This is a genomic window from Heyndrickxia sporothermodurans (assembly GCF_003055045.1).
Lineage (GTDB): Bacteria > Bacillota > Bacilli > Bacillales > Bacillaceae_C > Heyndrickxia > Heyndrickxia sporothermodurans.
The window spans coordinates 235307-257287 of the sequence record NZ_NAZB01000008.1 but is presented as its reverse complement, the minus strand read 5'-3'; the positions used below and the strand labels follow the sequence as shown (position 1 = coordinate 257287).

The 21981-nt window shown below is 35.5% G+C and carries 23 protein-coding genes; all 23 read right to left on the bottom strand.

Annotated features, from left to right (window positions below; translation table 11 throughout):
* Window positions 1-189: 189 nt before the first annotated feature.
* The gene (locus B5V89_RS03015; RefSeq protein WP_066227366.1) at window positions 190-432 is read right to left on the bottom strand and encodes a YrhC family protein; all 243 of its coding nucleotides are present in this window, start codon (window positions 430-432) and stop codon (window positions 190-192) included.
* A gap of 97 nt (window positions 433-529) precedes the next feature.
* Complete coding sequence (gene mtnN / locus B5V89_RS03010) at window positions 530-1225, bottom strand: 5'-methylthioadenosine/S-adenosylhomocysteine nucleosidase (protein WP_108070423.1); 696 nt, start codon at window positions 1223-1225, stop codon at window positions 530-532.
* A 113-nt stretch (window positions 1226-1338) separates the two neighbouring features.
* On the bottom strand, window positions 1339-2016 hold the full coding sequence (locus tag B5V89_RS03005) for a YrrS family protein (protein WP_066227357.1): 678 nt from the start codon (window positions 2014-2016) through the stop codon (window positions 1339-1341).
* A 138-nt stretch (window positions 2017-2154) separates the two neighbouring features.
* Window positions 2155-3918: a peptidoglycan D,D-transpeptidase FtsI family protein gene (locus B5V89_RS03000; protein WP_066227354.1), complete on the bottom strand. Its 1764-nt coding sequence runs from the start codon at window positions 3916-3918 to the stop codon at window positions 2155-2157.
* Window positions 3919-4043: 125 nt separating this feature from the next.
* The gene (gene greA / locus B5V89_RS02995; RefSeq protein ID WP_066227351.1) at window positions 4044-4520 is read right to left on the bottom strand and encodes a transcription elongation factor GreA; all 477 of its coding nucleotides are present in this window, start codon (window positions 4518-4520) and stop codon (window positions 4044-4046) included.
* A 112-nt stretch (window positions 4521-4632) separates the two neighbouring features.
* Window positions 4633-5268, bottom strand: coding sequence for a uridine kinase (gene udk / locus B5V89_RS02990; protein ID WP_108070421.1), 636 nt, complete (start codon window positions 5266-5268; stop codon window positions 4633-4635).
* A 56-nt stretch (window positions 5269-5324) separates the two neighbouring features.
* Window positions 5325-5963, bottom strand: coding sequence for an O-methyltransferase (locus tag B5V89_RS02985; protein WP_066227346.1), 639 nt, complete (start codon window positions 5961-5963; stop codon window positions 5325-5327).
* A gap of 150 nt (window positions 5964-6113) precedes the next feature.
* Window positions 6114-7268 carry an endolytic transglycosylase MltG gene (gene mltG / locus B5V89_RS02980; RefSeq protein WP_108070419.1) on the bottom strand — a complete coding sequence of 385 codons (1155 nt, stop codon included), beginning with the start codon at window positions 7266-7268 and terminating at the stop codon, window positions 6114-6116.
* Window positions 7269-7445: 177 nt separating this feature from the next.
* A complete protein-coding gene (locus B5V89_RS02975; RefSeq protein ID WP_066227342.1) occupies window positions 7446-7733 on the bottom strand; it encodes a DUF1292 domain-containing protein in 288 nt (95 codons plus the stop codon).
* Window positions 7734-7745: 12 nt separating this feature from the next.
* Window positions 7746-8162 (bottom strand): Holliday junction resolvase RuvX, encoded by a 417-nt coding sequence (ruvX, locus tag B5V89_RS02970; RefSeq protein ID WP_181294200.1) that lies wholly within the window; start codon window positions 8160-8162, stop codon window positions 7746-7748.
* Window position 8163: 1 nt separating this feature from the next.
* Entirely contained in the window at window positions 8164-8433 is a 270-nt protein-coding gene (locus B5V89_RS02965) for an IreB family regulatory phosphoprotein (RefSeq protein ID WP_066227338.1), read from the bottom strand.
* Window positions 8434-8699: 266 nt separating this feature from the next.
* The gene (gene alaS, locus B5V89_RS02960; protein ID WP_108070417.1) at window positions 8700-11333 is read right to left on the bottom strand and encodes an alanine--tRNA ligase; all 2634 of its coding nucleotides are present in this window, start codon (window positions 11331-11333) and stop codon (window positions 8700-8702) included.
* Between the two features lie 559 nt (window positions 11334-11892).
* On the bottom strand, window positions 11893-12969 hold the full coding sequence (locus B5V89_RS02950; RefSeq protein WP_181294204.1) for an AI-2E family transporter: 1077 nt from the start codon (window positions 12967-12969) through the stop codon (window positions 11893-11895).
* 83 nt (window positions 12970-13052) lie between these two features.
* Window positions 13053-13187, bottom strand: a complete 135-nt coding sequence (locus B5V89_RS02945; RefSeq protein WP_107920069.1) for a YrzQ family protein — start codon at window positions 13185-13187, stop codon at window positions 13053-13055.
* A 19-nt stretch (window positions 13188-13206) separates the two neighbouring features.
* A complete protein-coding gene (locus tag B5V89_RS02940) occupies window positions 13207-13395 on the bottom strand; it encodes a hypothetical protein (protein WP_066227329.1) in 189 nt (62 codons plus the stop codon).
* Entirely contained in the window at window positions 13367-13885 is a 519-nt protein-coding gene (locus B5V89_RS02935) for a PRC-barrel domain-containing protein (RefSeq protein WP_066227325.1), read from the bottom strand. Before B5V89_RS02935 ends, B5V89_RS02940 begins: the two co-directional genes overlap by 29 nt.
* A gap of 42 nt (window positions 13886-13927) precedes the next feature.
* On the bottom strand, window positions 13928-16312 hold the full coding sequence (gene recD2, locus B5V89_RS02930; RefSeq protein WP_066227321.1) for an SF1B family DNA helicase RecD2: 2385 nt from the start codon (window positions 16310-16312) through the stop codon (window positions 13928-13930).
* Between the two features lie 24 nt (window positions 16313-16336).
* The gene (locus tag B5V89_RS02925; protein WP_066227318.1) at window positions 16337-17005 is read right to left on the bottom strand and encodes a tetratricopeptide repeat protein; all 669 of its coding nucleotides are present in this window, start codon (window positions 17003-17005) and stop codon (window positions 16337-16339) included.
* Window positions 17006-17121: 116 nt separating this feature from the next.
* A complete protein-coding gene (gene mnmA / locus B5V89_RS02920; protein ID WP_066227314.1) occupies window positions 17122-18237 on the bottom strand; it encodes a tRNA 2-thiouridine(34) synthase MnmA in 1116 nt (371 codons plus the stop codon).
* Window positions 18238-18245: 8 nt separating this feature from the next.
* Entirely contained in the window at window positions 18246-19403 is a 1158-nt protein-coding gene (locus B5V89_RS02915) for a cysteine desulfurase family protein (RefSeq protein WP_108070413.1), read from the bottom strand.
* A 43-nt stretch (window positions 19404-19446) separates the two neighbouring features.
* Window positions 19447-19866 carry a cysteine metabolism transcriptional regulator CymR gene (gene cymR / locus B5V89_RS02910; protein WP_066227309.1) on the bottom strand — a complete coding sequence of 140 codons (420 nt, stop codon included), beginning with the start codon at window positions 19864-19866 and terminating at the stop codon, window positions 19447-19449.
* Window positions 19863-20525 carry a YczE/YyaS/YitT family protein gene (locus B5V89_RS02905; RefSeq protein ID WP_213087490.1) on the bottom strand — a complete coding sequence of 221 codons (663 nt, stop codon included), beginning with the start codon at window positions 20523-20525 and terminating at the stop codon, window positions 19863-19865. Before B5V89_RS02905 ends, cymR begins: the two co-directional genes overlap by 4 nt.
* A 100-nt stretch (window positions 20526-20625) precedes the next feature.
* A complete protein-coding gene (locus tag B5V89_RS02900; protein ID WP_107958301.1) occupies window positions 20626-21918 on the bottom strand; it encodes a replication-associated recombination protein A in 1293 nt (430 codons plus the stop codon).
* Between the last annotated feature and the right edge of the window lie 63 nt (window positions 21919-21981).

Sequence of the window (21981 nt, the reverse complement as noted above, 5' to 3'; positions counted from 1 at the left end):
CACTGATAAAACTTTCCTCAATTATTTTCCTCCCCTTTCAAATTTTTATCCAATCTTTAACTAAAGGAATATTTACGGCACTTAATATTTCGTATACGAAATAAATGAACGTAAAATATAATATCATACTTACACATGATTTTGTCAACAAAAAAATAACGCATTTTTTGCGTTATTTTTAAACATGTATTATTCTTCCTTTTCCTCGATTTCGAGAAGAATCTTTTTACATTGTATGGATATTAAAAAGAAAACAGTAGCTATTAGTAATAAGCTAATCGTTCCACCCATTAATATATATGTTTTCAAAACTGTTTTTCCATCAATAGGCATGACCACACCTAAATATAAGAAAGCAGATAATGCAATTAGTGATAATCCAAATCTTTTATAATCATTCATTTTATCAAAAAGAGATTTCGCTTTATCCATGCTAACACCTAACTTTCTCTATGAATATATAAATACTTTATCATAGATTTTTAGATGTTTCGTCATGTAATAAAAGGAAAATATGGAGGGGAGTTAATCAATTGATATGTTTAACAATATCCATAACGAGTGATGCCGAATGTAATGCCGCAGTTTCTAAAAATTGATCAAACGATATATTCGATTCTTTCCCGGCAATATCTGATAAAGAGCGAATAATTACAAATGGTATGTTAAATTGATAAGCAACTTGTGCAATTGCCGCTGCTTCCATTTCTGCTGCTTGAAGTTGCGGGAATTTCTCTCGAACAGATTCGACTCTTGCCGGGTCATTCATAAATGAATCACCTGTTGCTATCAAACCTTTTATCACTTGAATCTCTTTAATATTTTTTGCACATTCCTCCGCCACGTTAATTAAATCCTTATTTGCCATAAATGCAGGGGGCATTTGCGGTACTTGGCCGTATTCATATCCAAAAATCGTCGCATCTACATCGTGATGACGAACCTCGGAAGAAATAACAACATCACCAACCGTCAAATCGGGATTAAAGCCACCTGCAGAACCGGTATTAATAATTGCACTCGGTTTAAAATGGTGTAAGAGTATGGAAGTGGACATTGCCGCATTCACTTTACCTATTCCCGAGCGAAGTAGTACGACATCTTTGTCATTCATTTTCCCTGTTGTAAATTCATATCCAGCAATTGTTTCGACGTTTCTTTCGATTATATTTTCTCTTAATATGGCTACTTCTTCTTCCATAGCCCCGATGATAGCAATCTTCATTCAATCAATACCTCTTTCATTAATAAGTTCTAACCTATTATAAAACAAAGTACTAAAAAAATCATATACACCATAAATAAAGCTATCCGTTCAATGAACGGATAGCTACTTCTTTAACGCATATCATTTTCTTTTAGTTCTAAAACTTTTGTCGGTTTCCATCCTTGACCATCTACCCAACTTAAATACACACGATAAACTTTTGATTGGTCTTTTGGAGTAATCGTTCCAACTACCTCATTATCAGAACCATTTCGGCTTAAATACCAAATAGTCATATTGTCTACAGGAATACCTGTTGCATAGGAAAGGGCTTTTTCTTTTTCTTTCCAATCAATAGAGTTTGAGTCAGAAGAATATTGATGACCGTTTGTTTGTTCTGTTCCAACACTTTTCCAATTAGGATTCGTGTAAGATTTTTTCACATTAGGTTCATTACTATCTTCAGCAACAATATCTTTACTTTCAAGGCCTTGCTGACTTTCATCATCAGCTTCTTCATTACTTTCTTTATTATCATCAGTTGTCGATTCATCTGTTACTGTGTTATCTTGATTATCATTATTTGTTACTGTCGATTTATCATTATTTTTTGTATGTTGAGATACTTTGTTTTTTGCTGCAGAAGCATTTTTCTCATCGTTTCGACCACCATAAAAGATCGTGCTAGCAACAACGATTATCAATACAACCACGATGACGATTAATGAATTTAAAATTAAGTTTGTTTTTCGGCGTTTTGATCTTTGATCTGATCGGGAACGATATTGATTGTCAAAATTATTTGCCATGTTCAAATCCCCCTTATTAAAACAAAAGGTTTAATCATTAGTGCGAACTTTTCGTCCATGCTAATGATTTCTCTTTTTAGACATTGACTCTATCATAACATGACTTTATACATAGGAAAAGATGAAGCAAATAATTTGTTAGTCTTTACTATTTTGATTTGTGTCATTTTCGTGAATTAATTGAACGATATCACTAAATAGTTGATTGATCCCCCCTTTATCTTCCGGGACTCCTAAGTTCACAACAACTAATGCATATTTAGGGTTTTTAAATGGAAAATATCCGGCAAACCATTTATTGTGTAACTGTACCTTATTTTCATATATGCCTGTTTCTGCCGTTCCTGATTTTCCGGCTACTTCATAAGGTAGATCTTTAAACCATCTTCCCGTACCATTTTCATTCGTTACGACATGTCTTAACATTTTTTGAAGTTTCATTGCAGTAATTTTTGAAATTGGTTTGTAAGGCAAATCATGACTTGAAAAATGTATCATCGGCGTATCATCATGATATTTAATTGCGGAAACAGCTTGGACCGATTGTAATTCCCCGCCCCTTGCGATGGTAGCCATCATATTTGCAATCGCTAAAGGGGTAAGTCGTACTTCCTGTTGACCTATTCCCGTTTGCGCCACTAAATTATCATCTTTCCTACTTTCTAATTTAGCAAAAATTTGCCCTTGATCCTCTTTTAGCTGTTTAAAGTTTTTAAAATGAAAGACGTCGCCTTGCCAACCAATTTCTCCGATTAGGCCTAATTTACTAGCATATTCTTCTAACAAATTTGGGTTTTCTTTTTTTAATCTTTTTGCTAGTTCACTAAATGTTCGATTACAACTTTGGGCGAAGCTTTCGTCAAAAGTTAGATCACCAAGCTGTCTCTCAGCCGGCTTTCCGTATAAATCTTCGTTACACGGAAATTTTTCTGTTTCATTCACAGCAGACGTTTCAATAGATGCAGCTGCGACAACAGTTTTGAAAATTGATCCTGGTATCTGCTGTGATAACATAACATTTTCCACACTATTATTTTTATATGGATCCTTTACATCCATTTTCGGGCGTGACACATTAGCTAAAATTTCATTAGTTTCGATATCTAATAATAAGACCCCGCCTTTTTGAATCTCATACTCGTCAACTTTTTTGTCAATTTGTTCTTGTAACGTTTTATTTAAGGTTGTTTGTATAGTAACGGGATAGTTAGAATTACCGGAACCTGTATATTTAACGTTAATTCCAAAAAGAGGGCCCCCCATGGCATCTACATGAAAAACTAGTTTCGACTCTCCTTCAGGTAATAAAAATTCATCAAATTGCTTTTGCAAACCTGTAATCCCAATTTTTTGATTTTGCATACCTTTTTTATCGGGATATCTTTTTAAAAAGGTATTAGCATCTTCTCCAATTATTCCAATTAATTGGGCGGCAGATATGTCAGATTCGGTATATTTTTTTCTCACGGCAAACACGCCGGGTATTTTCAACATATTTATCTCGTTTAACTGTTTGTCCGATAATATATATGGTGTTTTTCCATGAAATATGAATGGAGCCTTCGCAGTTTCTAATTCTGCGAAAAGTTGATCTTCCGAAATATTTAATATGCTAGCTACTTTTTCTGAATCCCATTGTATTGTTTTTAAAAAAGGAAAAAGCACCAATACCGATTTTTCCTTGTAGGTTAGCGGTTTGCCATTCCGATCAGTAAATTGCCCTCGTCCGTCATCAATAATAATTTCTTGTGTCCTTTGGGATACACTTTCTTCGAGAAGATTAATATGATGTTTTGAAAAAGATTCTGTATCTACTAATTGAAGTTGAACAAGTCTTGCTAAAAGCAAGCTAAAAATCAAAAGAATACTACTGGCTAAAACAAAATACCTTTTTCTACGCATATACTCACCTCGATTCTAACACGTACACCCTTTCATTCTTGACAGAATTTTCAGTTCATAACCATCTACTATGAAACAAAAAAAGCCGAATTCTTTAAGAATTCGACTTTTTTCGATGATATCTATTATTTAATTGAAATAATTCTCACTTTCATTTCTCCACCTGGAGTTTGCACAGTTACCTCTTCATTTATTTTCTTGCCTAACAGGCTTTTGGCAATTGGAGAGTCGTTAGAAATTTTCCCTTCAAACGGATCTGCTTCAGCACTTCCAACAATGGCATAAGTCTCTTCGTCTCCATCCGGTAATTCAATAAATGTTACTGATTTACCAAGTGTTACAGTATCGGAATTTGAACCATCATCTTCAATGATTTTCGCATTTCGAATCATGTTCTCTATTGTAGTTATACGTCCTTCAACAAAAGCCTGTTCCTCTTTCGCTGAGTCATATTCAGAGTTCTCGGATAAGTCCCCGAAACTACGAGCAATTTTTATACGTTCAACGACTTCTTTACGTTTAACCGTTTTCAAATATTCAAGTTCTTGTTCTAATTTTTCTTTTCCTGCTTGCGTCATAGGAAATACTTTTTCTACTGCCAATTCCCTTCACTCCTAATTTTCTATTTGTATAAAAGGTGTTAGAAAATACATCATAGCGCGTCCTATAAATAGGGCGCGCGTTTATAAATATATTATTATCTAGACTATCGTATTACAAAAATGACTTTTGTTCAAGAATTGTTTGAATTTTAGTAACCACTAAATCGATTGCCACATGGTTTTGGCCACCTTCAGGAATAATTACATCTGCGTAGCGTTTTGTTGGTTCGATGAATTGATTATGCATCGGTCTTACAACATTAGTATATTGTTCAATCACTGAATGCATTGTTCTCCCACGATCTTCAATGTCCCTTAACATCCTACGCATAATTCTTAAATCGGCATCCGTATCAACATAAAGTTTGATATCCATTAAATTGCGCAATCTTTCATCTTCTAATACTAATATTCCTTCTAAAATGATTACATCCTTCGGTTCTACAATAATGGTTTTATTGGAACGTGTATGTAGTGTATAGTCATACACAGGTTTCTCAATTGATTGATAATTTAAAAGCTTCTCGATATGCTCAATTAATAAATCATTATCAAACGCAAGCGGATGGTCATAATTAGTTTTTAATCTTTCTTCAAATGGTAAACTGCTTTGATCTTTATAGTAATAATCTTGTTCCAATACAAGAATGGAATGCCCTTTAAAATGGTCGTATATTGCATTGGTGACACTCGTTTTTCCTGATCCTGATCCACCTGCGACACCAATGACTGCCGGCTTACTTCTCATTGACTAGCTGTTCCCCTTTCGAATCTGTTTACAAAAATGAGAAAAAAGATTAATTATTAATTTTGTTTTCTACTGATGGCTAAACCATCACCGACTGGTATGATGGTTGTTGAATATTGTTCATGATTCATTAGCCATTCATTGTAACTCTTGATTTTCTTAACAAGATTTCGAATTCTTTTATTTTCAATATGATCATTAACAACCAAACCTTTAAATAGGACATTATCTGTATAAACATAACCATTTTTTGAAAGGAAGGGAGTATATAATTCGAAAAACCTCATATATTGACCCTTTGCTGCATCAATGAATATTGCATCAAATGAACCAAAATCTTTTACTTCATTCACTATTTCAAGTGCATCGCCTTTTAGAATATTTATTTGATGTTGGTATTCAGATTTGGAAATATTTAAAACAGCTTGCTCATATCTTTCATTATCTCTTTCAATAGTGACAATTTCCGCCTCCGGAAGAGCAGCTGCCATCCTCATAGCCGAATACCCAATAGCCGTACCGATTTCTAATATTCTCGCGGGACGTTGCATGTTTAGGAGCTGTAACAAAACTTCAATACCTGCCAATTCCATGATCGGCACATTATGTTGAATAGCGAATTGCTCCATCTCTTTAAATAACGGATCCCTTTCTTTTATTAAAGATTCAATATAAGAATGGATTTCATCTTTCATTTTTTTCCTCCTAGCGAAAAGGAGCTAACATGAAAAGTAGAAAGCTTTCATATACAGCTTTCTACTTTTTATGTTGTTATCGATTCGTTAATGTAAAAACACGTTGTTATTTTAACATAATTTTTCTTGAAACGCTAATTTTAGTGTTAATTACTTTTGAGAACTTGTAATATATTTTTCTTTTAAGCGATTATGTTCAGCTAACGTCTTGGAATAATAAACTGTTCCTGTTTTCGTAGCTGCAAGAAAATATAGATAATCTGTTTTCGCCGGATTAATAGCCGCTTCGATAGACATCTCCCCAGCACTTGCTATTGGGCTCGGGGGCAGTCCTTGAATTTTATAGGTGTTATATGGCGAATTTACTTTAAGATCGTCATATGTTACTTGTTTTTTATGTTTTCCTAAAGAGTAAAGAACGGTCGGGTCTGTTTGTAATGGCATATTTACTTTCATACGATTATAAAATACACTTGAGATTTTATGGCGGTCTGCCTTTTCTGTTGCCTCTTCTTCAATTAAAGAAGCCATTGTTAAAATTTCATATTGATCAAGATTAGACTTCTGAATTTGTTCTTTATATTTTTCCATAACTGAGTTTGTTTTTATTAACATTTTGTTGACTATTTGATCTAAAGACGGTTTTTTATCGTAGAATGAATATGTTGCCGGAAATAAATACCCTTCTAATGGATGTAGAACATCTTTTTTAAGGACTTTTTTTGAGATTAGTAATGGGTATTTTTTAATAAGTTTTTTTATATACTTAGGATCGTCGAGTTTTTTATCAATTTCTTTTTTATCAATACCCGAATGTTTTGCAATGATCGCTGTAATTTGGCTCAGTTGCAAACCTTCTGGTATCGTAAACTTTACTGTTGCTTTCTTTAACACCGTTCCCGTTTTCAATTGTGTTATGATTTGTTTTAAATTCATGGAAGGTGATAATTTGTATGTACCCGCTTGAAAGCCAGTTTCATTATTTAATTTTACATAGTATTTGAAGATTAATTTATTTTTAATCATTCCGTCTTCTTCTAGAATTGTTCCAATCGTGGATACAGTAGAGCCTATAGGGATTTCTACATTTTTCGTTTTAGTATTTTTTGGTTCAACTGGCTTTAATGCTGATTGAATGTATATATATGTGGCTAATATACCTCCAGTAATAATTAATATAATCGTTAAACAAATGATTCCAACTATTTTACGAATGGTTTTTGCTTCATCACTTTTAACTAACAGCTTTTTATAAATATCGTCTTTATTTATCTTCTTATCTTTTTGATCAGTCAATTGATCCATCACCCTTTCAAACAATCAATCCAATAACATAATGGAGTAGTCCCTTTTATCCAGTACATTATACTATATTTCCTCTATTATTACTTATTTTTCTTCGAATGATGAATGGCTGGAGTAAGAAAAAAACCTTTCCCGGTTACCAGGAAAGGTAATTATATATAGTATAGGGAGTCTAGTTTATTCTTCTTCTTGTTCGTCAAGGAATGTATTTAACATTTCCTCAATCATGTCCCATTCTTCATCCGTTTCAATTGGTTGAAGGTCGCCTTCTTCTCCATCTTCTTTTTGGATAAATGAAGATGCGTGAATTTCAATTTCTTCATTTTCATCTTCTTCTGCACCTACCGGGAAGTATAGGACATAAGATTTTCCAAATTCTTCTGATTCAAATGTAAATAATACTTCAAAAAGCTGTTCATTTCCATCTTCATCAATTACTGTAATATGTTTTTCACCATGTTCCATCTTTTCACCTCATTAATTTTGACTATCAAGATAACCTTGTAAGATCATACTGGCAGCCATTTTATCAATAACTTTTTTACGTTTTTTTCGGCTTACATCAGCTTCTAATAGAACCCTTTCGGCCGCCATTGTACTTAATCGCTCGTCCCACATAATAACAGGCAGATTTAGAAGTACCTTTAACTTCTCCGCATATGCTTTTGAAGCTTCTCCTCGCGGACCAATAGTATTATTCATATTTTTAGGAAAGCCGACGACGATTTTTTGCACATCATAAAGTTTAACAATTTCCGCTACACGTTCGAATCCAAATTTTTCTTTTTCCTCATCAATCGAAATGGTTTCAATTCCTTGTGCTGTCCATCCAAGCTCATCACTAACGGCCACTCCGACTGTTTTAGATCCAACATCAAGACCCATAACTCGCAAATTAATATCCCCCACGATGCTGTTTCAAATAAGATTTCACCAACACTTCAATGATTTCATCGCGTTCTAACTTTCGGATGATGTTACGTGCATCCTGATGGCGAGGAATATATGCAGGATCACCAGATAGAAGGTAACCGACGATTTGATTAATCGGATTATAACCTTTTTCTTGTAATGCTTCAAATACTTGTAACAATACTTCTTTCACATCATGCTCTAAAGGTTCTTCCGAAAAATTAAATCGCATCGTTTTGTCAAAAGAGCTCATTATACAGCACCTCTCTTTAACCGCTTGTCCTAAATAAAAACAAGCATTATTTTACTTAGTACCTATTCAAAAGCTCACCCAATAGCATTCTCGCTCAAAAAACCTCCATATAAATATTTATACGCAAATCTTCTTTAAACAAGAAAAAATCGGCAGTATAAATAAAATGTTGTCGATCATAGGAGGAAGGAAAAAAGGATAGTTCTATCATTTTTTCCTTCAAGGCACTATTTCCTATCTTTATTGTACAACACTTTTTGCTTGAATCAAATGGATTTTACCCAATCACCTACAAATTCAAGCGCAGAATCTAGTTTGTCAGGATCTTTCCCACCAGCTTGAGCCATATCCGGACGGCCACCACCACCGCCACCGCAACGTGATGCGACTTCTTTTACTAGTTTTCCCGCATGATATCCTTTTTCAATTAAATCTTTTGTGACACCAGCGATAATATTTACTTTATCATCTTGCACAGAACCTAGAACAACAATACCTGATTCTATTTTTTGTTTCAAATCATCGACCATATTCCGTAGATTATTCATATCTACACCTTGAACTTTGCTTGCGAGTACGTTTACCCCATTCACACTAAACTTGTTATCGATTAAGCTCCCTGCTTCAATATTCGATAATTTAGCAGATAGTGATTCGTTTTCTCTTTGTAAATCTTTAAGCTCCTGTAATAAATTGTCGATTCTAGTTACTAGATCCTTTGGATTTGCTTTTAGTTTAGCTGCAGCCTCATTTAAACGATGGATTTGTTCATTCATTAAATGATATGCTGCTTCCCCAGTCACTGCTTCAATTCGTCTAGTACCTGCGCCAATTCCACTTTCTGAAACGATTTTAAAAATTCCAATCGATGATGTATTTTGAACGTGGCAACCTCCACATAGCTCTAAACTATAATCGCCCATTGAAACGACACGAACGACTTGACCATATTTTTCACCGAATAACGCCATAGCACCCATCGCTTTTGCTTCTTCTAAATTTTTATTTTGAATTACTACTGGAATACTAGCCCAAATTTTTTCGTTTACAATTTCTTCGATCTTCTCTAGCTCCTCAGAAGTAATTTGACCGAAATGTGAGAAGTCGAAACGAAGTCTATTCGGTTCAACTAATGAACCAGCCTGATTGACATGTGTCCCTAATACATCCTTTAATGCTTGATGAAGCAGATGCGTAGCTGAGTGATTTTTAATGGTTTTATTTCTGCTTGCTGCATTAACGATTGCTTCCACTTCTTGACCTGTAGTTAAAGTACCTTCTTTAATAATTCCTCGTTGTAAGTGTTGGCCATTCGGTGCTTTTTGAACATCGGAAACAATTACTAGAAGCCCATCAGCTTCCAATTTCCCTTCATCAGCTATTTGACCGCCGCTTTCTGCGTAGAAAGGGGTTTCTTCAAGGATAAATTGAATTTCATCTCCCGTAGCTGCTTGATCAATTAATGCGCCATCCTTAATGATAACCGATACTTTCGTTGTTTTTGTTAACGTATCATAGCCAACAAATTCACTTTTTTCTTTAATATCTCCTAATATACCGCCTTGAACCTGCATTGATCCGACATCTTGTCTTGCATTACGTGCACGCTCCCGTTGGTTTTCCATTTCTCTTTCAAAGCCTTCGAGATCAATTTTCAAACCTTGGTCCTCAGCATATTCTTCGGTAAGTTCTACTGGGAAACCATACGTATCATATAAACGGAAAACATCTTCACCGGAGATTTTACCTGTTCCTTCTGCTTTTGCTTTCTCCATAACCGATGAAAGAATAGCTAAACCTTCGTGCAATGTTTCATGGAAACGTTCTTCTTCATTTTTCACTACTTTTTGAATGAATTCTGTATTTTCTTTTACTTGAGGGTAAAAATCTACCATAATTCCTGCTACGACAGGAACTAATTTATACATAAATGGTTCGTTAATATTGATCGTTTTTGCATATCTTACTGCCCTGCGCAGTAGTCTACGTAAAACATAGCCACGCCCTTCGTTTGATGGCAATGCCCCATCGCTTACAGCAAATGAAACGGTTCGGATATGGTCTGCAATCACTTTAAAGGCTACGTCCTTTTCAGTATCAACGCGGTATTTTTCTCCTGAAAGCTTTTCTGTTTCATGAATTATTGGCATAAACAAATCTGTATCAAAATTTGTTGGCACTTCTTGAATAACAGACGCCATTCGTTCTAATCCCATACCTGTATCAATATTTTTCTTTGGTAATGGAGTATATGTTCCGTCAGGGTTATGATTAAACTGAGAGAAAACAAGGTTCCATACTTCTAAATATCTTTCATTTTCGCCACCGGGATATAATTCAGGGTCATTTTCATCGTCACCAAACTCTGGTCCACGGTCATAGAAAATCTCTGTATTTGGTCCACTTGGCCCTTCTCCGATATCCCAAAAGTTTTCTTCTAAGCGAATAATTCTTTCTTCTGGCAGTCCAATTTTTTTATTCCATAATTCATGTGCTTCGTCATCCTCGGGATGAATCGTAACGGAAAGCTTTTCCGGTTCAAAGCCAATCCATTTTGGGCTAGTAAGAAATTCCCAAGCCCATTCTATTGCTTCTTCTTTAAAATAATCTCCAATTGAAAAGTTTCCGAGCATTTCAAAGAATGTATGGTGTCTTGCTGTTTTTCCTACGTTTTCGATATCATTTGTGCGAATTGCCTTTTGAGCATTCGTTATACGTGGATTTTCCGGAATGACCCGTCCATCAAAATATTTTTTTAATGTTGCTACCCCACTATTGATCCATAGTAGTGATGGGTCATCGTGTGGTACAAGTGATGCGCTAGGTTCGACTTTATGTCCTTTTTCTTGGAAAAAGTCTAAAAACATTTGGCGAATTTGTGCGCCTGTTAATTTTTTCATATTAAAACCTCCATATGTATTTTTGAGAAAGGCAGTTTTAGTAAAGTTTGTTGTTTTTGGGAATCTACAATGAACCGTTCCTTTCCGCTACAGGTACTCGCTTTCCGCGGGGCTGGCGATGAGCCTCCTCGTCGCTTCGCTTCCTGCGGGGTCTCATCTGTCCAGCTGAACCCGCAGGAGTCTCGTACCTTCCGCTCCAATCCACTCTGTGCGTTTAATATTGTTAAAAGCTACAATATTATAGAAATGAATCTTGAGAAATAAAAAAAGCCTCCATCCCTGGACAGGGACGAGAGACTTACTCGCGGTACCACCCTGATTAAAGATAACGAATGTATGTTATCTTTCTCTTGGGTGCCTATAACGGGGCAAGACGGCAGTTTTTACCTGCACTCCAGATTAGCTTTCTGTTATCCTTCATCTAGAATTTCTTTCAGCCGCGGAAATTCCTCTCTTTTGAGTAATTCAACTCTCAGATGGACTATAACATACTTGATCCTTCAACATTTTCATTGTTTATCCTTTATAGTCGAATTATAAAAAACTTTATTATGCTTTGTCAATCTTGTGAATGAATATTTACTGAAATATAGTTTTTTACTTGTATTAAAATAACTTTTAGTATGGCTAAGAAAGGGACAGCAATAATTAGTCCGATAACTCCCCCTATTTCACCTCCGATTGTCAGTGCAAGAATAATAAATAACGGATGCATATGCAAGGACTTGCCAACGATCAAAGGGGATAATATATTTCCTTCAAGAAATTGTAATACTACAATTACGATAAGAACATAAATTAAATATTTTACTGACATGGTGGCTGCGATTATAGCTACAGGAACTGCACCAATAATTGGGCCAAAGTAAGGGATAATATCCGTAATTCCAACAATTAAACCTAGTAGTATGGGATATTTTACTCCGATTAACCAAAATGCAATGGTAGAAATGGTTCCAACTAATAAGCAAACGAGAAGTTGACCCCTTATATATCCACCGATTGATTCATCAACATCTTTCACCATTAGTTTCGCCTGGTTGCGCCATCTCTTTGGAGTAAAATACCACGCTGTCTGTTTAACTTTCTCTATATCTTTCAGTAAATAAAATGAGATGAATGGAATAATTGCCAATATAAATATGAAGTTGACAATTTTCATTAACGCGTTTATTGCTTTTGAAAGAAAACTACTTAACCATGATTCAAATTTATCGATTCTCTGCTCAATCTGATCTTGAATTCCGTCGGGCCATCTCGATGTTGAATCATGTAGATTTTCAATCCACGTACGGTATTGATTCGCAAATTCCGGAATATGGTCTGATAAATCTTTAATTTGTTCAATCAAAATAGGGATGCCTAAATAGATCAAATATCCAGTGCCGCCAAAAAAAACGATATATATAATAAAAGTTGCCAATCCCCTATGTATACCAAGCTCATGCAGTTTTTCTACAAGAGGATGTAATAAGTACGTAAAGAAAGCGGCGATAAGTAAAGGGATAAATGCAGATAAAAAAATTTTTAGTATGGGCATCCAAAATGGTTTTAAAAGAAGACAAAAATACAAAATGATCATTAATAATAGTATAATGCCAAGATTAAAAATCCAATTCCAACGGGGTTTTCGCAACATCCATCCCTCCTTTTTCTAGTATTCGAGTTATGATGGTTTTTATCCAAAAAAAAGCTATCCCACAATGGGATAGCTTTCATTTAACGAAATGCTTTACGTATACGTTTCGTCATTTTTTTCATTTGTTTATTATCGAAATATCCTTGTCGTTGAGAGATTGCTGTTGCTGCTATCCCTGCTCCGAAGCCTAGCAAGGAGACGAATGTTTTATTCAAAACAATGCACCCCTTCCATTTAACTTAATCTTCGCGACTCTTCATCAAATAAATCATCTAATGAACTTAATGTTCCATCTTCCTCTACTTGATGGGTAAAAATCATATCTTTTCCAATTGAAAGTTCAATGAAGCAGTTCCAGCAATAATATTGGTTGATGCCAATTTTACCAAGATCTTTACTTTGGCAATTCGGGCATTTCATCATAGGTTTCGCCACCTTGCGTTTGATTTATCGAAACGATGATGGCATCTTTTCCAACCTTAGGCGGCCCATCTGTATGGACAACTTTCTTTCCTTCCAGTATATCTGTAAAGAAGCCATCTGTTAGTTCGTACCCTATGATAGTGCCCATTTCTTCCGAAAAATATACGTCCTCAAGCAACCCTAGCTGATCACCACTACGTGAGATCGCTAATTTTTTTAATAGTGGTTTTGAATGACATAATGTATATTCTTCATCTATTGCCTTGTATTTTTCAAGCTTGGTGTCTTTTCGTAAAATGATCCCTTGCTGCCCAAAATTATCTACTTTAGAAATAGGCAAGCGATATAGCGTGTTAAATAAACTTTTCGACTTAATTAGCAGACAGTTTATTTTCCCTTTATCGGAAATACCTAAATCGCAAACCTCTCCCTTTTTTTGGCCCTCTGTGCTATATACAGGTATTCCTTTTAAAAGAGACAATGTTCTCAAAAAGCACCCCCACCTTTTTCGAACATTTATAGTGTCTGTTATTTACATGAAATCATAAGGTGTAACGTTTTCCATTCCGATCATTGGATCGATTTCCATGATTGTTTCATTTGATAATTCGACTATTTTTTCCGCATTAGTCACTTCTGCTAAAATTTTTAATTTATCATAGAGATTTGTTTTTCTTAATTGGTCATCTACTCGTTCTATCCCTAATCGAAAAGCTTCTTGCTCCCCACAAATAATTAATGATTGTTTACTTCTTGTGATCGCCGTATATAGTAAATTTCTTCGGAGCATTCGGTAATAACTTTTTACAACAGGTAAAATAACAATTGGAAATTCACTTCCTTGTGACTTATGGATTGAACAACAATATGCATGGGTAAATTGATGAAAATCCTGTCTCGTATAGGTGACTTCTATTCCGTCAAAGGATATGAGTATCAAGTCTTGTTTTTCAGTATTTTCTTTCGCGTAAAAAATTGATATGATTTCGCCAATATCACCATTGAAAACATGTTGTTCTGGTTGATTTACAAGCTGTAATACTTTATCTCCAATTCGATATTTTATATCGCCGAAACTTAATTCCTTTCTCTCCCCCGTCTTATTTGGGTTGAATATTTCCTGCAATAAAACATTCAAACGATCGATACCGGCAGCACCTCTATACATAGGTGCCAGTACTTGAACATCCTTCTGTGTATATCCTTTTCTTTTTGCACTAGAAACAATCTTTTCAATTACTTCCGGAATTTGCTGGGTGGTGCATCGGATGAATGACCGATCCTTTTGTTGTTTTGTTACGTCTTGAGGGATACGTCCATTTTTAATGTCATGCGCTAATTCGATGATCGATGAACCGCCTTCCTGACGATAAATATCTGTTAATTGCACCGTTGGGATCACTTTTGACCGTAATAAATCTTTTAACACTTGACCAGGTCCAACAGATGGAAGTTGATCTTCATCTCCAACGAAGATGACTTGGATTTGTTCCGGCATTGCTTTTAGTAACTGATGAGCGAGCCATGTATCGACCATCGACATTTCATCGACGATAACAATTTTTCCATTAATTTGCTTGTCCTCATCGACATCAACATCTTCCTGTCCAGTCATACCGAGGAGGCGGTGGATTGTCATTGCCGGTAACCCTGTAGACTCAGACATTCTTTTCGCCGCCCTACCCGTAGGAGCGGTTAAAATAATCGGAAAAGGATTTTCTTTACTATAATCTTTCGGATCTAAAGAACAACCATTCAGCTCTGCATACAATTCAACAATTCCTTTGATTACCGTTGTTTTCCCGGTTCCCGGTCCGCCAGTTAAGAGCATCATTGGAGACATTAATGCGGTTTGAATCGCCTCTTTTTGAGAAGGGGCATATTGAACACCGATTCGATCTTCAAGCTCCCCTAACGCAAGTAAAAATTCCGATTCGGGAAATTGGTCCTTATAATCCTCCTGAGCTAAAATACGTTGAATATTTGATACAATCCCTTTTTCTGAAAAATATAAGGAAGGAATATAAACTTTATTGTTTTCAACCACAATTTTGCTTTCTTCACCAAGTTTTATAATCTCATTAGAAATATCCGAGTATTCAATGGAAATTGGCTGTGATTCCTCTAACAATAATTTCACTTTCGGCAAAAGTTCTTTTGATTCCATATATACATGTCCATTTTGTAAACATTCTACCTCTAGCGTGTACATACAACCCGCTTTTATTCGATCTGGATGATTCCCAACAATGCCTAATTGCTTCCCTATTTCATCGGCACGGCCAAAACCAATGCCTTCTACTGATTCAACTAATTGATACGGATTTTTTTGAATGATATCTAATGCCTGTTCCTGATATACTTGATAAATTTTCATTGAAATTTGTGGTCCAAATCCCAATTGATTTAAACCAATCATGACCCGTTCTAGCCCTTGATGTTCAATTAATTTGTCATATAATGTTTTTGCCTTATCAGGTGGTAATTTAGGAATGGTATCAAGCAAGGATGGCTGATCCAAAATTTTGCTTATTGCATTTTCTCCTAAGGCGTCAACAATCCGTTCCGCCGTTTTTTTTCCGATACCGCTAAACATTTCACTCGATAAGTATGTGATAATGCCTTGCTTCGTTTGCGGGATTTCTTTTTTAAAATGCTTTGCTTGAAATTGAGGTCCGAACTTAGGATGTTCTTGCATATCCCCATAAAAAATATAGGTTTCCTGCTCATGTATTTTAGGGAAATGTCCAGTAATGACTGCCTCTTTCTCATCTGTTTCTAAATTGGTTTCATCAATTCTTATTCGTATAACCGAATATAAATTTTGTTCATTGTGAAAAATCGTAACAAGATGCCGTCCTTTTACATATTTCTCGTCATTTTCAAATAAATTAAGCGTATTTTGTTGCTCCAACATGAGCCCCCCTTATAAAGCGGGATATTATTCGTCCGTTTCCCTCATTTTTTCAATCATTTTTATCCCATATCCTGATAATACATGATCTGGTTGTATGTTTATTGCTTTATTAAAAAACTCTTCCGCCTTCACTGGATCCTCTTTATACCCTAAATAAGCTACACCTAAATTGTAATATGCATCTGCATGCTGCGAATCTTGATTCACCACTATTGTAAATTGATGAATGGCTTCATCATACACTTCTGACTGTGCTAGCACTAGTGCATATTGAAATCTCGCTTCGATATCGTCTGCATTTAGTTCAACACTTCTCTGTAAGTACGGTAAGGCCAACTTCGGGTTTCCCAGCTGTACAAAACACATTCCGATCATGAAATAAATATCATTATTATTTAATCCTTTGTTCTTTGCCTTTTCGAAGTAATTGACTGCTAATTCATATTGTTCTTGTTCATAATATAAATTACCTAAGCAATAATAAGCAGCGGATGCTTGTTCATCCAATTCAATGGCTTTTTCAAAAAATTTCACAGCACGTTCTATTTCCTTGACTGCAACTAAAACATTCCCAAAATTTATATAAGCTACAGGATCGGTCGGATTTTCTTCAATCGCCTCTGAGAAATATTTAATGGCTTCTTCAAACTTGCCTTCTTGTAAACATTCGATACCCTTTTTGTTTTTATCCAAAGTATGACACCTCAAAAACTCAATTATTTTCTATCGAAATTATAACATAAGTTCTTCCCTTTTTAGCTGTAAAGTAAAAACCTCATCCCTTAAATATATGGGATGAGGCACTTTACTTAGCCAACATACATTAGTTGCTCATTATTTTTGAAGACTTTATCGATTGTTGCTCCTCCTAAACAAACTTCTCCATCGTAAAAGACGACTGCTTGTCCAGGTGTGACCGCACGAATCGGCTCATCAAAAATAACTTCTACTTCGTTATTGTCCAAAACTCTAACAGTTACTTTGTTATCCGGCTGGCGATAACGAAATTTAGCCGTACATGTAAATTCACTTTTGATTTCGTGATTGGACACCCAACTCGTATTCACAGCAGTGATGGAATTAGAGTAAAGGGAGTCGTGATTAAATCCTTGTTCAACAAATAAGACATTTTCTTTTAAATCTTTACCAACGACAAACCAAGGTTCACCGGATCCTCCAATCCCTAATCCATGTCGTTGACCAATCGTATAATACATAAGGCCATCGTGCTCACCCATCTTTTTACCTGATAATGTTTTCATTATCCCTTTTTGAGCCGGCAAATAATTGCTGAGAAATTCTTTAAAATTTCTTTCGCCAATAAAGCAAATGCCTGTACTGTCTTTTTTCTTTGCAGTGGCAAGTCCAGCTTCAAGTGCTATTTCTCTAACACGCTTTTTATCTATATCTCCTATTGGGAACATAACTTTTTCCAACTGTTCATGGGTCAGCTGATTTAAAAAATATGTTTGATCCTTATTCTCATCAATCCCACGCAACATTTTGTATTCTCCATCTTGAAAGGCAACTCTAGCATAGTGACCTGTTGCTAAATAATCTGCCCCAAGATTCATGGCATGCTCCAAAAAGGCTTTAAATTTAATTTCTTTATTACACATTACATCAGGATTTGGTGTACGTCCTGCTTTATATTCATCAAGAAAATAAGTAAATACTTTATCCCAATATTGTTTTTCGAAATTAACTGCATAATATGGGATTCCAATTTGATTACAAACACGAATGACATCATTATAGTCTTCGGTAGCTGTGCATACACCAAATTCATCTGTATCATCCCAATTTTTCATAAAAATACCGATGACATCATAGCCTTGCTCTTTTAATAAAAGAGCAGCAACAGATGAATCCACACCACCCGACATCCCAACGACGACTCTCGTATCTTGAGGTGCTTTCTTCATATATTTCCCTACTTTCTATTTGCCTTGTTCAATCGTTGAACAATTTTTGCGACTTCATTCGCAGCTTTTTCAATTTCTTGACTCGTATTATTTAAACCAAAACTAAATCGAATCGAATTTCTTAATCGCTTCGACTCTTTTCCAAACATTGCGACAAGAACATGTGATGGTTCAATTGAGCCTGCTGTACATGCAGAACCGCTTGAAGCGGCTATGCCTGCTATATCTAAATTAACGAGCATCGCTTCTACATCAGTACCAGGAAAGCTTAAATTTAATACATGTGGAAGTGAGTGATGATCAGTAAACCCATTAATATGAAAATCAACATGTTGTGCCGTTAATATATTTAAAAATTTCATTTTAAAATCTTGATATCGTTTCTGTTTTTCTTCCATTTGTTCTTGAGCTATTTTTACAGCTTCTGCAAATCCTACAATGGAGCTAATATTCTCTGTACCTGCACGACGTTTCAGTTCCTGTTCCCCACCGTAAAAACGATTGACAATTCTTGTGCCTGCTTTTATATAAAGAAAACCAATTCCTTTTGGCCCATTAATTTTATGGGAGGATACAGATAATAAATCAACGTTCAATTCATGAACATTTAACTTTACTACTCCGTATGCTTGCACAGCATCTGTATGGAAATAAGCTTGATGATCTTTTAATAGAAGACCGATTTCATGAATAGGCTGGATCGTGCCTACTTCATTGTTTCCGTACATGATCGTTACTAGGATCGTATCCTCACGAAGAGCAGCTTTCACATCTTCGACAGAAACTTGCCCATTTTCGTTTACATCTAGGTAAGTTACGTCATATCCATGTTTTTCAAGATACTCACATGTATGAAGCACTGCATGATGTTCAATATTTGACGTAATAATATGCTTTCCTTTTTCTTTCATTGCCTCAGCAATCCCTAAAATCGCAAAATTATCCGCTTCTGTTCCACCACTAGTAAACACGATTTCATTAAAATGTGCGCCAATGCTCCCAGCAATAATCGTTCTCGCTTCATCAAGTAAAGCTCTTGCTTCTCGCCCATAAGAATGAATACTTGATGGGTTTCCAAATGACTGGTTTAGCACATTAATCATTGTATCGATCACTTTCGGATGAACGGGAGATGTTGCCGAGTGATCGAGATAAATTCGTTCCATTTTTTTCACCTCTAAAGATGGTCAATTCTTACAAAAATTTCTTCTAAATATAAAACATGTAAGAATCCGTTTCTCCATCGTCTTTGTAATTTACAAGGTCTTCAATCGTTGTGTTATCTAATACATCCTTTACAGCATCACGAATTTTTATCCAAAGTGAACGTTTAACTGGTTCTTCATCTTCAATTCCTTCAACCGGACTGATTGGTCCTTCTAAAACTCGAATGATATCACCTGCTGTAATTTTGGCTGGCTCTGAAGCAAGTGTATAGCCACCATATGCTCCTCTGACACTTTTAACGAGACCTGCATTTCTTAAAGGAGCAATTAATTGTTCTAAATAATGCTCCGACAAATCATGCATTTGGGCAATGGTTTTCAAAGATGTTGGTCCTTCCCCAAATCTTTTTCCTAGTTCAATCATAATTGTTAGTCCGTAACGACCCTTTGTTGAAATTTTCATAGACTTGCACCTCGATTTATTTCTTCTTTTCTTTTTTCAAATTTTTTAAGGAATTTATCTGTGAGCGTTTGACATAGCGGCAATGCAATCCCAACAAGTGTTCCGATCGTTAGTACAAAAATAATTGTACCGATAAATACGGGTCCCCCACATAACCAGCCAATAATTAGGACGATTGCTTCCATTCCTCGACGTACGTGGGAAATTTTCCAGCCCGTTTTCGAAGTAACAGCTAGCATAAAGCTGTCTCGGGGACCTGCACCTAATTGAGCAGAAATATAAATTCCCATTCCAATTGCATTAATAATAATTCCTAATATAAGGACAATAATTTTTTCAAGTAGTGAAGTAAACTCAACATTTGATAAAAAATGTAAAAATATATCCATAAACGAGCCTAACAAGAGCATATTTAAATAGGCTCCAATTTTTGGGATTTTACGCATGATGGCTGCTGAAATGCCTAAAACAAAAAATCCGACAATGATTGACCAAGAACCAATTGTCAGTCCGATTTGTTTATATAGACCGATGTGTAATACGTCCCAAGGAGTCACTCCAAGATCTGCAATAATTAATAAATCCAAACCAAATGCCATAATGAGCAAACCTAGACAAAAAATAAAAAAGCGAAATACTAATTGATGATTATTATTCAATATACGTTCCTCCACTTTCTTATTTATAAATGGCTCTTGACATTATAGCATATTTGGAAGACGAAATGAATGAAAGCATACCCATTAACTCGGTTTTTATTTAACTTTCATTTCCTTTTTTAAATTCCTCGAGTCGACGATAAATCGCAGCTAAACGTTTCTCTTCTCCTGCTTCGACTGGCTCATAATATTTTGTACCTTTTAAATTACTCGGCAGATACTCTTGATGAACCCAACCACCGAAAGTTCCAATCGGTGTATCATGGGGATATTTGTAACCGACATGACCTAAAACTTTTGAACCGGCGTAATGTCCATCACGCAAATGCTTTGGAATATCGCCAACTTTTCCATTACGAATATCTGTTATTGCTTTATCTAATGCTGCATATGCTGAATTGGATTTTGAAGATAGACACATTTCCACGACCGCAACAGCTAATGGAATACGTGCTTCCGGAAGCCCCAATCGCTCACTTGCTGTCACTGCAGCTAATACGTTTGTACCGACTGACGTATTAGCTAAGCCGATATCCTCAAATGCGATAACAAGTAAGCGGCGGTTAACTGCAACTAAATCACCAGTTTCCAATAAATGTGCCAAATAATAAAGTGACGCATCCACATCACTACCTCTAATACTTTTTTGCAAGCTGGAGAGTAAATTATAAAAGTGAGATCCTTTTTTATCTCCATACACACCTACGTTTCCAACTAAGTCATCGATTGTTTGGTCTTGAACAATATATGTATCATTTTCTTTATTGGATGAATACACAATTGATTCAAGAAGGGTTAATGACTTCCTCGCATCTCCACCTGAACCAGAAGCGATTTTTCTTAATTGGTCTTCGGTTATTTGGATTGACATTTTCCCCAATCCTTTATTTTCATCGTGAACAGCACGCTGTAATAACTCATAAATATCCTCTGAAGTTAATCGTGTTAATTGCTTAATTTGTCCGCATCGGCTGCGAATCGCTGGATTGACATCATGAAACGGATTTTCGGTCGTCGCTCCAATTAAGATAATCGAACCATTCTCAACATGTGGCAATAAATAATCTTGCTGCGCTTTATTAAAACGGTGAATTTCATCTAAAAATAAAATCACTTTTCCCGTTAATCTTGTTTCATCAACAACCATCTCTACATCTTTTTTCCCGGATGTTGTGGCGTTCAATGCAATAAAAGGAATTTTAGTCGTTCCCGCAATCGCATGTGCAATCGATGTCTTCCCTATGCCCGGTTCTCCATACAAGAGCATCGATGGAACATGTCCATTTTTTATCATTTTATAAAGGCTTGTTTGTTTGCCGATGATTTCCTTTTGCCCAACAATTTCATCAATTGTTGTCGGTCGCATTCGAAAAGCAAGTGGTTCTCCGTACACATTTACAGCCCCCAAACAAATATTTAATATCAATTATAACTTTAAAATTGTAGGTTGAAAATT

Coding starts and splice junctions, on each gene's coding strand:
- B5V89_RS03015 (WP_066227366.1), bottom strand. CDS start 432: ATGGATAAAGCGAAATCTCTTTTTGATAAAATGAATGATTATAAAAGA.
- mltG (WP_108070419.1), bottom strand. CDS start 7,268: ATGGATCAATTGACTGATCAAAAAGATAAGAAGATAAATAAAGACGAT.
- B5V89_RS02985 (WP_066227346.1), bottom strand. CDS start 5,963: ATGAAAGATGAAATCCATTCTTATATTGAATCTTTAATAAAAGAAAGG.
- B5V89_RS03000 (WP_066227354.1), bottom strand. CDS start 3,918: ATGCGTAGAAAAAGGTATTTTGTTTTAGCCAGTAGTATTCTTTTGATT.
- B5V89_RS02940 (WP_066227329.1), bottom strand. CDS start 13,395: ATGATGAAATGCCCGAATTGCCAAAGTAAAGATCTTGGTAAAATTGGC.
- B5V89_RS02965 (WP_066227338.1), bottom strand. CDS start 8,433: ATGAGCTCTTTTGACAAAACGATGCGATTTAATTTTTCGGAAGAACCT.
- udk (WP_108070421.1), bottom strand. CDS start 5,268: ATGAGAAGTAAGCCGGCAGTCATTGGTGTCGCAGGTGGATCAGGATCA.
- mnmA (WP_066227314.1), bottom strand. CDS start 18,237: ATGAAGAAAGCACCTCAAGATACGAGAGTCGTCGTTGGGATGTCGGGT.
- alaS (WP_108070417.1), bottom strand. CDS start 11,333: ATGAAAAAATTAACAGGCGCACAAATTCGCCAAATGTTTTTAGACTTT.
- cymR (WP_066227309.1), bottom strand. CDS start 19,866: ATGAAAATTTCAACAAAGGGTCGTTACGGACTAACAATTATGATTGAA.
- B5V89_RS03005 (WP_066227357.1), bottom strand. CDS start 2,016: ATGGCAAATAATTTTGACAATCAATATCGTTCCCGATCAGATCAAAGA.
- B5V89_RS02975 (WP_066227342.1), bottom strand. CDS start 7,733: ATGGAACATGGTGAAAAACATATTACAGTAATTGATGAAGATGGAAAT.
- recD2 (WP_066227321.1), bottom strand. CDS start 16,312: ATGTTGGAGCAACAAAATACGCTTAATTTATTTGAAAATGACGAGAAA.
- B5V89_RS02915 (WP_108070413.1), bottom strand. CDS start 19,403: ATGGAACGAATTTATCTCGATCACTCGGCAACATCTCCCGTTCATCCG.
- mtnN (WP_108070423.1), bottom strand. CDS start 1,225: ATGAAGATTGCTATCATCGGGGCTATGGAAGAAGAAGTAGCCATATTA.